This window comes from Burkholderia sp. LMG 13014 (genome assembly GCF_905232215.1).
GTDB lineage: Bacteria > Pseudomonadota > Gammaproteobacteria > Burkholderiales > Burkholderiaceae > Burkholderia.
Genome location: NZ_CAJNKE010000098.1, coordinates 1 through 15,215, shown reverse-complemented (window position 1 = coordinate 15,215; position 15,215 = coordinate 1). Strand labels below are relative to the sequence as shown.

The window sequence follows — 15,215 nt, the reverse complement described above, 5'->3', positions numbered from 1 at the left end:
AACCGCCGCGACAAGACGGCTGCCAACCACACGATGGATATTGGCGGGCATTACAAGCAAGGCGTACAAGGCAGGCAGGAAGTCGAAGCGGGGCAATCCATCCAGCACCGCACCAAGGTCTACGAAATCCACGCGGCTGAAACTGTCGTCCTCAAAGGTCCCGGTGGCACCGTACGCATCGATAGCAGCGGCATCACACTGGATGCGGTGGCAATTCGCACGAAGGGGCCGATGAGCCAGAACAGTGGCGGAGAGCGAAATGCACTCGCGTTACCGGCAGCGCCTCGAGCGGGGCAAGGCATGGACCAGGTCTGCGCGATGCGTGCGGATGGTTCCTGTCCGCGCAGGCCCTGTCCGTGCGGGAAGGGAGGTACGTGATGCGTGCGGCGCTTGAACCTCAGCGCTGGCCGCGTCAGGTCGTAAGCGCGCTGCCTCGCGCAAGCTGGGCAGTGCTGCAGGACGGGCCGCGTCCCTGGCTTTGCCTCAATGGCGCTTGCAGTGAAGCGCTGGAAGAGGATGTGCAGGCCGTGACCAAGCGGTTCGATTACCACTGGGTCTGGCGCAACACCGTCAGGGAGTACGGTGTTCCAGGATACCGGCATGGACCGCTGCTAGTACCGCTCGACGAGCCGCTTTATGGTCACGCCGTCGCTCACTGGCTACGCCAGTCGGCCGGATTGATCCTGGTGGGCCCCGACGATGGCGATGTCTTGATTCATCACCTCCAACGCCTGCATGTATTGACGGCATCCGATGGCTTGCCGATTGGTTTCAGCCTGCATGCCGCACGGCAACTCGAAGAACTCTGCGAAGGATTGCCGGCGAGCCGGTTGTCCGACCTGTTTGGTCCGATTCAGCGCTTCATCTGGCATGCGGGCGATGATCAGACGGGGGAATGGCTGTTTGCCGATGCGCCATCGGGTGATCGTCCGCAATCGGTGATGGACGAGCCCATCTCCCTAACGCAGGACGAAGAGGTTGCACTCGATCGCGCCAGCCTTGCGTGGTTCATGCGCGACTGTGCGCGCGAGTTTCGCAGGCGCTTTCCAGCCTACGACCACCCGGGCAACGAACCGAAGCTATGGCGGCATCTGGCCCACTTTGCGGGTGAGGCGACTGATCAACTGGCGCTCGTCACGGAGCGGGATGTACGGCACTACATGGGCCTGCGTTTCCGGTATCTACACGAATACTTTGCCCAGGATGCCGCGCTACGCGACGTTTTGCTCCAACGGCAGGTGAACGGGAAGCATCGGCTGTTTGATGCCGAAGCGCGATTGATGGAACGCGGGGCATCGACATAAGGAACTGATCGTGGCAATTCAGTACAAGAAGGCACTAAGTCCGGACCATCCCAGCGAGAAGCAATATGGCAAAGCGATCTCGCCACCACCGTGTGAGCATGGGCTGCCCGTTTATCCGTTGCGATACGGTGTGGCGGAAGCCCCTTGCCACTCAAGCACGGCGCTGAGTAGCCCGTACCCGGCACTCTCGGGTGAGAAGCAACAGGGCCTTCGCATGTTGCGTCCGAACGGGTTCCTCTATCTCCGCTACTTCGAGAACGGGCGGATGTGGACCCGGCAATACCAGGTGCTCAAGAATGGGCGCCTGATCGCTTTGTGGTGGACGGAGAAGGACTATCAGGATGAAGTGCCAGGCCGCCATGCGCGAATCGATGGCGGCAGCGACCGCCCCTATGTACTCATTCCCAAGAAGCAGGCAAGCGGATCGGTATGGCTGATGGTCAGCGATAGCATGCTCAGCCATCGCGCGTTGTACGACCTGGAAAGTGACGCCGCAAAGCGAAAACTGTTGATGCGCGAGATCCAACCACTCGGAGGCAAGCAAGCACACTGCTTTGGCGCGGATCAACTGCCTCAGGCGCTGCCGGAGCTTTCCGGAAAGGTTTATCCCTGGAGCGTCAGCATGCCGAAGAAGGCGCCCGGGCAGGCCGTCGCGGATGCCATGTGCGTTGCGGCGCTTCCCGAGAGGAACGTCGACCTGCTTGCCGTGGCGCTACCCGATCCGGTGGGCATGCTGATGGACCTCAACCAGTTGGTGGGCGCCGCGCTTCAGGATCAAATGCCGTATGTGACCGAGGCTGCGCGCAAGCTGAGAGTGTGGGAAATGATCAAGTCGCTTGCCGAGGCGGCACGACAGCATGCGATCGACGAAGCGGTGAGGAGTGTGACGGTCGGGGGCGTCAGAACGCATGCGGATTATCACATTCAGCGCGGTAAAGACGCCTACGCCAGCCGTATGCGCTTTGCCAACATCCGGGCTTACAACGTGTTCATCGAGCAACATCCGAAGCGGTTGGCCAGTCTTCAAAAAGCCGTGGATGTCGCGGCAGCGGATTTGTGGGAGGTTTTTCAGTCGGTCGAGCGCGCTTACCAGGCACTGCTGACTCTGTACGAAAGCAAGGATATCGAGCAATTCATCGATCGGCGTCAAGTTGGTGCCTGCACATTGACCGGACTGGTCCATCATCCGAAAGGCGAAGCGTATCTGAATACTTGCGTCACGAAGGACGGTTTGACGGGCTGGTTGCGCGATCTTGTTCTGGGCCATCCGTTAATCGGTGATTGGGTGGATTGGCGTAACAGCGGAGCCGTGGCTGGTGGTCTCGCCAACGACACAGTGATCGAGCGTGTGCAGGCTGTGTTGAAGTCGATTCCGGCGGATGCGTCGTCACACCAGTTGAGCGCGATGATCGGTGCGCTGGTTGCCAGGAGAAAACTGCGTAGCCCGGCGCAATTCTGGACGAGTGCGTACCGTCCTGCGTTGGAAGCGCTCGATGGCGAATTGGCCGTCGCCAAACCTGTGAAGCTGAAGGAGGCGGGCGCTTGGGTGCGCGATAAATTAGGGATCCAGGGGGGAGGAGGTTTCCGACCGAGCACTGTTGCCCAGAAGGCCAATGAGATGATCGCGCTGTACGAGACGCGCGACGTGCAGCATGAGCTGAGTCAGAGGGCCGACGTATCTGCCAAGCTTCGGCGCGCTCACAACACGCGTGTGGGCATTGGTGGGCTTGCTGTCATGGTGTCCACTTATAACGCGGCGGTGACTTTCAATGCATTGGGTAAAGAGGATGGGTTGACTCTGGCGAATGCGTTGGATGCGGGCGCGAAGGTGCTTGGGCTTGGGTCGAGCGGTTTGTTCATGGCGCAGGTTTATCAGAATCGGTTGGCGAATCTTGCGAGGGAGGTTGGTCAGGAGGAGAAGTCGAGGCTGCTGAAGGCATCGGCTGATAGGTTGGAGCTTTGGGCCATTGGAACGGCAGCAATTGCGGCGCTGCTCATAGCTGGTAGGGATTTTCGTGAAGTGTTCAATGGCTCGGAGAAAGGTGGGGCCGCGGCTTGGAGCGTTGTCAGTGGTGCGGTTGCAGGAACAGCGGCCGGCCTAGGCGGCCTCTACATACTTGGGACGCTACAGCCAGAAAGGCTTGTCAACCTTACTCGATCTGGCGTTGCAGTTGCCCGTGTTCCGCTCGCTGTCGCGCGCATAGGATCTGGCCCGCTAGGCTGGACGCTACTTGCGCTTGATGGCCTCTACTCGGCCGCTCGTGTTATGCATGATCGCGTTGCCGCAGAACAAACGGTGACCGAATGGATCGCTCGCAGCGTCTGGGGTAATCGGCACAACAGCAGCTACTTTGATCGCAAACCGCTAGAGCCGTACAAAGATGATTTCGAGGAACTGCAAGCGTTTTACGAATTGTGCCTCAAGCCAAGCATTACGACTGATGTGCAGGTCCTCAACACCATCGGGACATTGACGATTCCGGGGTTGGGAGAATTGCGTCGTATAACGGTCACTTTTCCGGGGTGGAAATCACAGGTCAGTAAATACGAGTTGACGCAGGTTCACGGCGCATTGGGGAGTGTGGCTACGTATAACGATCCAAATCTGGTGGTGGAGCAAGCGGGTATCGGCGTCCTTACGTTGTCGAGCGATACATTGGTTGGCCGAACGGAAGTCGAGTACTGGCCAAACGATTTTACTGAACCGCGACACGTGCTGCCTGCAAGAAATTACCTATGAGTACGACTCAGAACGATCCCACACTGCAACCGACAGACGCTGCCGGTTTCGAAAAACAAATTGAAGCGTTGCGAGGAAAAAGCAATCACATTGGGCTGCCTGGTATCACGTTGGCCATGTGGCCACCCAGCGTGGGTTTCTGCGACGACGTGTCCGATCCGAAAATGTTCAACGAACGCTATATTGAACCGGATTTCTGGCGAGGGAGATGCTCGCTGATTCTATACTTCTGCGCGCTGATGCATCATTTTATTCTTGTTTTGGTAATCTATGGATTATTCGATGAATCGGTGGCGGTACACCTTGCTCGTGGAAGTTATCTCGCGGCCTTCCTTCCAAGTGTATTTTTTTATACGATATTTATAATTTTATTGGGGTATTTTTTTTGGATTGGCTTCGTCGTAGCAACCTCTTTGACGTTGCGATTCAATAGAAGGGCGCAGATCGTTCATGTTCTTGGGGTCGGAGATGAAGTTTTACATTTGAAATGGCGTGATGTGCGGCCGTTCACGGAGATAGGGCAAAGTTTGAATGGTTATTTTCAATTGCGTCTATATTTTCCGCAGCCTCGGCAAATTTTCTTTAAGGTGTCAAGTGAATTTATTCGTAAATATTACAGTCGGCCATTCAACGTGGGTGGTAATTTTGCATCAGGTGACAGTACAACGTTTTGGGCAAATTTAGATCGCCTCGAATTCATCCGCCGCTACATGGAGTCTGGGCTGGATGCCATACAGCCCGATGATCAACTGCGCAGGCTTGGCCATGTACACAAACCGAGCGGCTTTCCGACCAGTACGCCGAATCCGGATTGGTGGGACTTGTATGTCGGTCGTCCCTTTGTGCGTCTGCTCTACTGGTGCGCGACAGGACCGTTGATCGACTGGTGGGTGACACGCAAGAAAGCCGCCTATCGTTGGCCCGAAGAGGTGGAGCGCTTGTGTGCGCCAGATGCGGATTTGAGTGCCTTTGACACGACACCGGTTAAATCCCGGACGGATGTCTTCTACCGCTATGCCGGCGAGCGCGGCTATGAATTGGTCGATGCCAAGGGGCGACCGATTCACGCGTCTGTCTCCTGACGCTAGAGTCGAGCAGCTACCTTTGATTACGCCTCAGAACGATCCCGCACTGCAGCCGACGGACGCGGCTGGTTTCGAAAAGCAGATCGAGTTATTACGCGCTCAAAGTGACCATATAGGTTTGCCCGGTATTACGCTGGCGATGTGGCCGCCTAGTATATGTTTTCGCGACGACGTGTCTGATCCGTGCATGTTTAACGAGCGCTACATCGAGCCGGATTTCTGGCGCGGACGATGTTCACTCGTCTTGTACTTCTGCGCACTGATGCACAACTTCATTCTTGCTTTGGTCGTCTATGGATTATTTGGTGATTCAGTAGCGGCGAACCTTGCTCGGGGAAACTATCTTGCTGCGCTACTTCCTAGTGCACTGTTCTATGCATTCTTCTTGCTGATTTTGGGATATTTTTTTTGGATCTGTTTTCTCGGGGCAGCCGCTTCGACACTGCGATTCAATCGAACGGCGCAGGTTATCCACGTGCCTGGAATAAAAGGCGAGGTTTTGCATCTGAATTGGCGTGACGTGCGTCCCTTTACGGAGACGGGGCAAAGTTTGAATGGTTATTTTCAGTTGCGCCTATATTTTCCTCAGCCTCGTCAAATGTTTTTAAATGTATCAAAGGAATTTATTCGTAGATATTACAGTCGACCATTCAATGTGGGTGGTAATTTTGCTTCAGGTGACAGTACAACATTTTGGGCAAATTTGGATCGCCTCGAATTCATCCGCCGCTACATGGAGTTCGGCCTGGAAGCGATTCAGCCTGACGAGCAAATGCGTAGGCTCGGGCGCGTGCGCAAGCCGAGCGGCTTCCTTGGGAGTCTGCCGAATCCGGATTGGTGGGACCTGTATGTCAGCGGTCCCTTTATGCGTTTGCTCTACTGGTGTGCGACAGGGCCACTGATTGACTGGTGGGTGACACGAAAAAAGGCAACCTATCTCTGGCCCGAAGAGGTGGAGCGCTTGTGTGCGCCGGATGCGGATCTGAGTGAATTCGACACGACGCCAGTCAAATCCCGTACGGATGTTTTTTACCGCTATGCCGGTGAGCGTGGCTATGAGTTGGTCGATGCCAAGGGGCAACCGATTCACACGCCTGTCTCCTTAAAGCCGAGCAACTACCTATGAGCACGATTCATGACGATCCCACGCTGCAGCCGACGGACGCGGCTGGTTTCGAAAGGCAGATCGAGACGCTGCGAGAAAAAAGAGACCACATTGGGCTGCCAGGCATCACGCTGGCTATGTGGCCACCTAGCGTAAATTTCAGCGACGACGTGTCGGATCCACTCATGTTTAATGGGCGATATATTGAGCCGGATTTCGTCCGGGGGCAATGCTCGTTAATTATGTATTGCTTTGCGCTGATGCATAATTTTTCTCTTTTTATTATATTGATGGGATTTTTAAAGAATCAGGGGGGGGGCGTGATCGCAGCCACTTTGCAGGCGGGGGCTGTATACGCGTTTCTTCTGTTTGTTTATGGCTTTGTATTTCGACTTGCGGCCTTGGGGGCAATATCGCCGTCTCCGCGGTTTAATCGTCAGGCGCAACTCGTGCACGTGCTTTGGGGGCGTCAGATCTTGCATTTACAGTGGAATAAGGTGCGGCCGCTCACACAAATTGGTCAAACGTTGAGTGGTCGATTTCGTCTCCAGCTCTATTTTCCGCAGCCGCACCTGAAATTCGGCAAAGTGTCGGCGAATTTTATTCGTAAATTTTACAGTGAACCATTCGCTTTGGAAGGAGATTTTACTTCGCGCGATGGTGTTACATTTTGGGCCAACCTCGATCGCCTCGAATTCATTCGTCGCTATATGGAGCACGGCCTGGATGCCATTCAGCCCGATGATCAACTGCGTAGGCTCGGCCATGTACACAAACCGAACGGCTTTCCGGTCAATACGCCTACCCCAGATTGGTGGGACCTGTATGTTGGTCGTCCCTTCGTGCGTCTGCTCTATTGGTGTGCGACAGGACCGTTGATCGACTGGTGGGTGACACGCAAAAAAGCCGCCTTTCGTTGGCCCGAAGAGGTGGAGCGCTTGTGTGCGCCGGATGCAGATTTGAGTGGATTTGACACGACGCCGGTCAAATCCCGGGCGGATGTTTTCTACCGCTATGCTGGTGAGCGCGGCTATGAGTTGGTCGATGCCAAGGGGCGACCGATTCACACGCCTATCTCCTGACGCTAGAGCCGAGCAACTACCTATGAGCACGACTCAGGACGATCCCACTCTACAACCAACAGATTCGGCTGGTTTCGAAAAGCAGATTGAGGCGTTGCGAGAAAAAAGCGACCACATTGCGCTGCCTGGCATCACGCTGGCTATGTGGTCGCCTAGTGTGCATTTCAGTGATGACTTGTCTGATCGGAGCATGTTTAACGACCGCTATATGCAGCCGGATTATTGGCATGGGCGATGTTCACTGGTTCTGTACCTTTGCGCACTGATGCACCATTTCGTTTTTGCCTTGGTTGTCCATGGATTGTTTGGTGATTCGGTAACGAAAAATATTGCTAGTGGGAATTATTTTTTGGCGTTTCTGCCGGGCGCATTATTCTATATATTTTTTTTGGCGCTGCTGGGGTATTTTTTTTGGTTTTGCTTCATTGGGGCAATATCGTCTCCTCCGCGATTCAATCGGCAGGCACAGATCGTTCACATGGTTGGGGTAGGGGGAGAGGTTTTGAATCTGAACTGGCGTGACGTGCGACCGTTTACGGAAACAGGGCAGAGCTTGAGTGGTAGTTTCAATTTGCGCCTATATTTTCCTCATCCAATTCAGATTTTTGGAAAAGTGTCAAATGGCTTTATTCGTGACTATTACAGCCGCCCATTCAATGTGGACGGTCACTTCGATTCGGGCGATGGTGCGACCTTTTGGGCCAACCTGGATCGCCTAGAATTCATTCGCCGCTACATGGAGCATGGCCTGGAAGCGATTCAACCCGATGACCATTTGCGAAGGTTCGGCCATGTACACAAGCCGAGCGGCTTTCCGGCCAGTACGCACAATCCAGATTGGTGGGACTTGTATGTCGGTCGTCCCTTTGTTCGTCTGCTCTACTGGTGCGCGACAGGACCGTTGATCGACTGGTGGGTGACACGCAAGAGAGCCGAATATCGCTGGCCCGAAGAGGTTGAACGCTTGTGCGCCCCGGATGCAGATCTGAGCGAATTCGACACGACGCCAGTCAAATCCCGCACGGATGTTTTCTACCGCTACGCTGGCGAGCGTGGCTATGAGTTGGTCGATGCCAAGGGGCGACCAATTTACACGTCAGTCTCCTGACGCTGAGTCGATCGACTTCGACGGACAAATGTCAGGACGATCCCATCCTGCGACCGACAAGCACGATCGGGGTCGATAAGGATGTCGATGCGCTGCGTGCTCGAAGTGATTTACCGCAAGCACGCAGCGCAGCGCTACTGACCGGGAAGAGGAGCGTCATCAAGCGGGCGGGCCGGGATACAGCGGACTTCCGCGTCTCCCAGCCACGCCCGTCGTAGTCATCTCCCCGCCGCCGTCAGACCGTCTCCGGCTGCCGCACGGCCTTCGCGATATTGCGTGCCATCGCCCCATTCGCGACAAAGTAAGGCACCTCCACCCGCGCAAGCGCCTTGCGCCCGCGAATCTTGTCCGCGATCTTCTCGGCGATCATGATCGTCGGCGCATTGAGGTTGCCGGTCGTGATGATCGGCATGATCGACGCATCGACGACCCGCAGGCCCTCGAGCCCGTGCACGCGGCCTTCTTCATCGACCACGGCCATGTCGTCATAACCCATCTTGCACGAGCACGACGGATGGAACGCGGTCTCCGCGCGGGCTCGCACGAACGCGTCGAGTTCCTTGTCGGACTTGCAGTCCGCACCCGGGTTCAGCTCGCGGCCGCGATAGCGGTCGAGCGCGGGCTGCCGCATGATCTCGCGCGTCGCGCGGATCGCATCGCGGAACTCGCGCCAGTCGAGCGCTTCGGCCATGTAGTTGAACAGGATGCTCGGATGCTGGTTCGGATCGCGCGAGCGCAGCTTCACGCGGCCGCGGCTCGGCGAGCGCATCGAGCCGACGTGCGCCTGGAAGCCGTGCATCTCGATCGCGTTCGAGCCGTTGTAATTGATCGCAACGGGCAGGAAGTGATACTGGATGTTCGGCCACAGATCGTCGTCGCGCGTGCGGATGAAGCCGCCCGCCTCGAAGTGGTTGCTCGCGCCGAGGCCGGTGCCGTTCAGCATCCATTCGAGGCCGATCTTCGGCTGGTTCCACCACTTGAGCGCCGGATACAGCGACACCGGCTCCTTGCATTCGTACTGGATGTACATCTCCAGGTGATCCTGCAGGTTCTGGCCGACACCGGGCAGATCGAGCACGACCGGAATGTCGAGTTCCTTCAGCCATGCGCCGGGGCCGACCCCCGAGCGCTGCAGCAGTTGCGGCGACGCAATCGCGCCGCTGCACACGAGCACTTCGCGGCGCGCATGCGCGGTCGCGCGCTCGCTGCCGCGCAGGTACGTGACGCCCGATGCGCGCTTGCCGTCGAACAGGATGCGGTCGGCGAGCGCGTGCGTGACGATCTCGAGGTTCGGCCGCGCGCGCGCCTGGTCGAGGTAGCCGCGCGCGGTGCTGGCGCGACGGCCCTTCGGCGTGACGGTACGGTCCATCGGGCCGAAGCCTTCCTGCTGATAGCCGTTCAGGTCGTCGGTGCGCGGATAGCCGGCCTGCACGCCCGCGTCGACCATCGCCTCGAACAGCGGGTTCACGCCCGGCTTGCTGGTCGTGACCGACACGGGGCCGTTGCCGCCGTGATAATCGTTCGGGCCGACGTCGCGCGTCTCGGCTTTCTTGAAGTACGGCAGGCAGTCGAGATACGTCCAGTTCTCGAGGCCCTTGTGGGTCGACCAGTTGTCGTAGTCGAGCGCGTTGCCGCGGATGTAGCACATCCCGTTGATCAGCGACGAGCCGCCGAGCCCCTTGCCGCGCCCGCATTCCATCCGGCGGTTGTCCATGTGCGGCTCGGGGTCGGTTTCGTATGCCCAGTTGTAGCGGCGCCCTTGCAGCGGATAGGCGAGGGCGGCCGGCATCTGCGTGCGGAAGTCGAAGCGGTAGTCGGGGCCACCGGCTTCGAGCAGCAGCACCGTCACATCCGGATCTTCCGTCAGGCGCGTTGCGAGCACGTTGCCCGCGGAACCTGCGCCGCAGATGATGTAGTCGTATTCGCGTGTCGTCATGACGGTCAATCTCCTTTCTTAAAACACCGGGTTGTAGCGGCCGAGTTCGACCTGCACCGACTTGATTCGAGTGTAGTGCTCGAGCGTCGTGATGCCGTTCTCGCGTCCGACACCGGATTGCTTGTATCCGCCAACCGGCATCTCGGCCGGCGATTCGCCCCACGTGTTGATCCAGCAGATGCCGGCTTCGAGGCGATGGATCGTGCGGTGTGCGCGCGACAGGTTCTCGGTCACGACGCCGGCCGCCAGGCCGTAGTGCGTGTCGTTCGCGCGGGCAATTACTTCGTCCTCCGATTCGAAATCGAGGATGCTCATCACCGGCCCGAAGATTTCCTCGCGGACGATCTTCATGTCGTCGCGGCAATCGCCGAACACGGTCGGCGCGACGTACTGGCCGCTACCGAAGTGGCCGTCGGTCAGGCGCGTGCCGCCTGCGAGCAGCTTCGCGCCTTCCGCCTTGCCGCTCTCGATGAAGCCGAGCACCTTGTCGAGCTGCGCGGCCGACACGAGCGGGCCGAAGTTGGTATCGGCATCGGTCGGCTTGCCGACGCGGATGCGCTTCACGCGTTCGAGCACGCGCTGCGTGAACGCATCCTTGACCGAGCGGTGCACGAACACGCGCGTGCCGTTCGTGCAGACCTGGCCCGAGCTGAAGAAGTTGGCGGTCACCGCGATGTCGGCCGCGCGGTCGAGGTCCGCATCGTCGAACACGATCAGCGGCGACTTGCCGCCGAGCTCCATCGTCACTTCCTTCAGCGACGACGCGCCGGCCAGCGACATCACCTTCTTGCCGGTCTCGACGCCGCCGGTGAACGACACCTTCGCGATGTCCGGGTGGCCCGTCAGCAGCGCGCCGACCGAGCCGTCGCCCTGCACGACGTTGAACACGCCGGCCGGCACGCCGGCTTCCGTATAGATTTCCGCGAGCTTGAGCGCGGTGAGCGGCGTGACTTCGCTTGGCTTGAACACCATCGCGTTGCCTGCGGCGAGCGCGGGGGCGGTCTTCCAGCATGCGATCTGGATCGGGTAGTTCCAGGCGCCGATGCCCGCGCACACGCCGAGCGGCTCGCGGCGCGTATAGACGAACGATTCGGCGCGCAGCGGCACCTGCAGCCCTTCGATCGCGGTCGCGAGGCCCGCGTAGTACTCGATCACGTCCGCGCCGGTGACGATGTCGACCGCGAGCGTCTCGCCGATCGGCTTGCCCGTGTCGCGCGTTTCCAGTGCGGCGAGTTCGTCGTTGCGCTCGCGCAGCAGGTCGACCGCGCGGCGCAGGATGCGCGAGCGCTGCATTGCGGTCATTGCGGCCCATTCACGCTGGCCTTCCTGCGCGGACGCGACCGCGCGGTCGACGTCGGCGGCGCTCGCCTGCTGCACTTGCGCAAGCAGTTCGCCGGTGGCGGGATCGAAGGTGTCGAAAGTCTTGCCGCTCGTGGCGTCGACGTAACCGCCGCCGATGTAGAGGCGCTGCAAACCGAATACGGACATGAGGATCTCCTAGGGGGCGACTGCGCGCCGCGTCAGGCGGACGCGAGCAGCAGGTCGATGTAGTCGTGGGTGAGCTTCAATGCAGCCCGGGTGTCGATCGGGCCGCCGGCGAGCGCGCCGCGCAGCCACAGGCCGTCGATCAGTGCGGCGAGGCCGCTGGCGGCTTCACGTGCTTGCAGGCGCGGCAGCGCCTTGGCGAATTCGGCCGACAGGTTCGAATGGAGGCGCCGCGTGTTGACGTGCTGCAGGCGCTTGAGCATCGGGTCGTGCATGCTCTGCGACCAGAACGCGAGCCAGGTCTTCATCACGGGCGCGCTGACCTGCGTGTCGTCGAAGTTCGCGGCGGCGATTGCGCGCAGCCGCGAACGCGGATCCTTGCGTGCTGCCACGCGGCGCCGCGTGGTGGCCGACCACAGGTCGCGCAGCACGTGCCGCATGGTCGCTTCGAGCAGGCCGTCCTTGTCGCCAAAGTAGTGGCTGACGATGCCCGTCGAGATGTTCGCGCGTTGCGCGACCGAGGCGAGCGTCGTGCCGGGCAGGCCCGCCTCGTCGATCGAGCGCAGCGTGGCGTCGATCAACTGTGCGCGGCGAATCTCCCGCATTCCGACTTTCGGCATCGCGACTCCCTTCGCCCGGACGGGCCGTCCATGGAAGTCGAGAGCTTAGCGGTTTTTTATTGATCGTTCAATCAATAAAAAATCGGGGTCTGACGGTGAGGGCATGTGTCCGGCAGGCGAGCGCGGCCCCTGGGCGCGCGTTGTGCGGGTGCGGAAAAATAATTGGAAGATGATTAAAAAAGCTGGAGTTTGTTTAAAACGCATTCTGAAGCGGGCGATCAATCTGGTTAATCGTTGCGGGTGCCGAAGCGATTACGGAATGAAAGAGTATTGAGCTATGTGATATTCGATGAAATAGGAATGTCGGCCTGCGAAACGGCGTCACGATTCATTCATGGAAATCCGTTTCAAATAAGCGAATTAAACGGAGTAGGACATTGATTTTAAAGAAATATATGTTGATTGAGCGGATGTCAGTCGCGTTTCGCAAACGATTGCTGTCGCGCTCCAAAGCACTCCGCTTACCATAAAAAATGCGGGAATAATTTGAATCTGCAGAATTTCCTAACAGAGTAGAGGGTATCGTTGGAATGACTTGAGTCAGTAATATTGTCCGTATTAGTATGGCGCCGCACTACGAGGAATGAATCGATGCCGCCGGTATTGCCGCGGTGCATTGGCCAATCGCGCGATTCGGATTGCGCGCAAACAACCGGCGCAGTCATTGCGCACCTGCAGCATGCCGCGACGTCGAGACGCCGCATCCACCGGAGAACGACGATGCTGACCGAAAAACACGTGGTCCCGCTGCCGAATGGTCTGAAGGTCTACGTCGAACGGAACGTGTTCGACCCGGCGTTCGACACGGCGATGCTCGTCAACGGCGCGCTCGCGACGACCGCGTCGTTCGGGCAGACCGTCCAGTATCTCGGCGAGCGGATGAACACGATCTGCTTCGACCTGCCGTATGCGGGGCAGTCGCGCCAGCACAACCCGGGCTGCTTCATCCTGACGAAGGACGACGAAGCCGCGATCCTGCAGCATCTGGTCGAACGCTTCGCGCCGGCCTACCTCGTGTCGGTGTCGTGGGGCGGCGTCGCGTCGCTGTTCGCACTTGCGCGTGGCTGCCCGAGCGTACGGCGCGCGGCGATCTGCTCGTTCTCGCCGTTCCTGAACGACGCGATGGTCGACTACGTGACGCGCGCCCGCGACCACATCGCGGCCGGCGAGAACCTGAAGGCCGCGCAGCTGCTGAACGATACCGTCGGCCGCTATCTGCCGCGCATCATGAAGCTGTACAACTACCGCTATCTCACGCGCCTGCCGCGTGACGAGCAGGACCAGGTCGCGTTTCACGTCGACCAGATCCTGTCGCTGCAGCCGGCGCGCTACTTCAGCGAGTTCTCGAACATCGGCTGCGAGCTGCTGTTCCTGAACGGCGAGCGCGACGAATACACGACGCCCGCCGACGTGCGCCAGCTCGGCGCGCACGTGCCGCGCGCGCGGTTCGGGACGGTACCGGACGCCGGCCATTTCCTCGACATCGAAGGCCGCGCGCAGCGCGAATACACGCGCTCGGCGCTGCTCGACTTTTTCTGCGGCGGGTCGTCGCTTGCCGCCGGCATGGCGCTCGCCGCCGCGCAGGCGCGCGTGCCCGCACCGATGCACGCGCTGTCGTCGTGACACAGCACGCCGGGCGGCCGGTACGCGCGGCGCATCCGAATTCCCATCCCAACGAGGCAGGCCAGCCGTGAATATCGTTCAGACCATCGCCATCGTCGTTCCGTGGGCCGTGTGGCTCGCCTACTGGATCGCCACTTCGCAAGGCGCGAAGACGACCGTGCGCAAGGAAGCGTCGCGCTCGCGCACGCTGCAGTCGATTCCGCTGATCGTCGGCGGCGCGCTGATCATCCTGCCCGATCCGTCGTGGCAGGCGCTCGTGCCGGACTGGCAGCGCTTCGGCCTGCAGGCGCAGGGCGGGCTCGCGGTGCTGGCGGCCGGGCTGCTGTTCTCGGTGTGGGCGCGGCTGCATCTCGGCACGAACTGGAGCGTATCGGTCACGCTGAAGGAAGACCATGAGCTCGTCCGCACGGGGCCGTATGGGCTCGTGCGTCACCCGATCTATACGGGCTGCCTGATCGCGCTCGTCGGCGCCGCACTGATCGGCGGCGAATGGCGCGGCGCGATCGGCGTGCTGCTCGTGTTCGCGTCGCTCGCGTACAAGGTGCGCGTCGAGGAAAGCTGGCTGACCGGGTATTTCGGGCCGGCGTACACGCAGTACCGCCGCGAGGTCGCGGCGCTGATTCCCGGCTTCTACTGAACCCCGCGAGGCGCGCGATGGCGAAGATGATCGTGACCGCGATCGGCTCGGCGGGCGACGTGCATCCGCTGCTCGGCGTCGCGCGCACGCTCGCGGCGCGCGGTCACGACGTCGTGTTCTGCACGCACGCACCGTTCGAGGCGGCCGTGCGCCGTTGCGGGTTCGCGTTCGTGCCGATCGGCACCGCGGCCGAATACGAGGCCGCGATGGCGAACCCCGCGCTGTGGGATGCGCGCACGTCGTTTCGCACGCTGTGGCAGGTGATCGCGCCGACGCTGCGTCCGCATTACGACGCGCTGCGTGCGCTGACCGACGGCGATACGGTGCTCGTCGGCACGCTGTGGGCATTCTCCGCGCGCTTCATGCAGGAGTTGCACGGCACGCCGTACGTGTCGGTGCAGGTGTCACCGTCGACGCTGCTGTCCGCGCATGCGCCGCCGACCCACCCGCGCCTGACGATTCCCGCGCGCTGGCCGCTGCCGGTGAAGGC

General features: G+C 59.8%; 12 protein-coding genes and 1 pseudogene. 10 read left to right on the top strand and 3 right to left on the bottom strand.

Annotation, left to right across the window (positions count from 1 at the left end; translation table 11 throughout):
• From JYJ84_RS13500 to JYJ84_RS13470, 7 genes and pseudogenes are all read left to right on the top strand, one after another.
• Positions 1–378: pseudogene (locus JYJ84_RS13500) on the top strand (Rhs element Vgr protein); the annotation flags it as partial.
• Positions 378–1,304: a DUF4123 domain-containing protein gene (locus tag JYJ84_RS13495; protein WP_164462725.1), complete on the top strand. Its 927-nt coding sequence runs from the start codon at positions 378–380 to the stop codon at positions 1,302–1,304. The pseudogene JYJ84_RS13500 and the gene JYJ84_RS13495, both read left to right, overlap by 1 nt.
• A gap of 10 nt (positions 1,305–1,314) precedes the next feature.
• On the top strand, positions 1,315–4,044 hold the full coding sequence (locus JYJ84_RS13490; protein WP_164462724.1) for a toxin VasX: 2,730 nt from the start codon (positions 1,315–1,317) through the stop codon (positions 4,042–4,044).
• Positions 4,041–5,126, top strand: coding sequence for a hypothetical protein (locus tag JYJ84_RS13485; RefSeq protein WP_164462723.1), 1,086 nt, complete (start codon positions 4,041–4,043; stop codon positions 5,124–5,126). Before JYJ84_RS13490 ends, JYJ84_RS13485 begins: the two co-directional genes overlap by 4 nt.
• Before the next feature lie 22 nt (positions 5,127–5,148).
• Positions 5,149–6,255: a hypothetical protein gene (locus tag JYJ84_RS13480; RefSeq protein ID WP_175223190.1), complete on the top strand. Its 1,107-nt coding sequence runs from the start codon at positions 5,149–5,151 to the stop codon at positions 6,253–6,255.
• Complete coding sequence (locus JYJ84_RS13475) at positions 6,252–7,316, top strand: hypothetical protein (protein ID WP_205189220.1); 1,065 nt, start codon at positions 6,252–6,254, stop codon at positions 7,314–7,316. Before JYJ84_RS13480 ends, JYJ84_RS13475 begins: the two co-directional genes overlap by 4 nt.
• 22 nt (positions 7,317–7,338) lie before the next feature.
• Complete coding sequence (locus JYJ84_RS13470; RefSeq protein WP_164462721.1) at positions 7,339–8,424, top strand: hypothetical protein; 1,086 nt, start codon at positions 7,339–7,341, stop codon at positions 8,422–8,424.
• A gap of 235 nt (positions 8,425–8,659) precedes the next feature.
• Here the strand turns inward: JYJ84_RS13470 and betA are convergent, their stop codons facing one another.
• The 3 genes from betA to betI are packed head-to-tail and all read right to left on the bottom strand — an operon-like array spanning position 8,660 to position 12,465.
• Positions 8,660–10,360: a choline dehydrogenase gene (gene betA, locus JYJ84_RS13465; protein ID WP_175223187.1), complete on the bottom strand. Its 1,701-nt coding sequence runs from the start codon at positions 10,358–10,360 to the stop codon at positions 8,660–8,662.
• A gap of 18 nt (positions 10,361–10,378) precedes the next feature.
• On the bottom strand, positions 10,379–11,848 hold the full coding sequence (betB, locus tag JYJ84_RS13460; protein WP_122947866.1) for a betaine-aldehyde dehydrogenase: 1,470 nt from the start codon (positions 11,846–11,848) through the stop codon (positions 10,379–10,381).
• A gap of 32 nt (positions 11,849–11,880) precedes the next feature.
• Positions 11,881–12,465, bottom strand: a complete 585-nt coding sequence (betI, locus tag JYJ84_RS13455) for a transcriptional regulator BetI (protein WP_122947865.1) — start codon at positions 12,463–12,465, stop codon at positions 11,881–11,883.
• A gap of 720 nt (positions 12,466–13,185) precedes the next feature.
• Here betI and JYJ84_RS13450 point away from each other — a divergent pair.
• The 3 genes from JYJ84_RS13450 to JYJ84_RS13440 form a co-directional block, all read left to right on the top strand.
• Positions 13,186–14,088, top strand: coding sequence for an alpha/beta fold hydrolase (locus JYJ84_RS13450; RefSeq protein ID WP_122947864.1), 903 nt, complete (start codon positions 13,186–13,188; stop codon positions 14,086–14,088).
• A 67-nt stretch (positions 14,089–14,155) separates the two neighbouring features.
• Positions 14,156–14,725 carry an isoprenylcysteine carboxylmethyltransferase family protein gene (locus JYJ84_RS13445; protein ID WP_122947863.1) on the top strand — a complete coding sequence of 190 codons (570 nt, stop codon included), beginning with the start codon at positions 14,156–14,158 and terminating at the stop codon, positions 14,723–14,725.
• A gap of 17 nt (positions 14,726–14,742) precedes the next feature.
• The coding region (locus JYJ84_RS13440) for a glycosyltransferase (RefSeq protein WP_205189219.1) at positions 14,743–15,215 on the top strand (473 nt) is incomplete at its 3' end.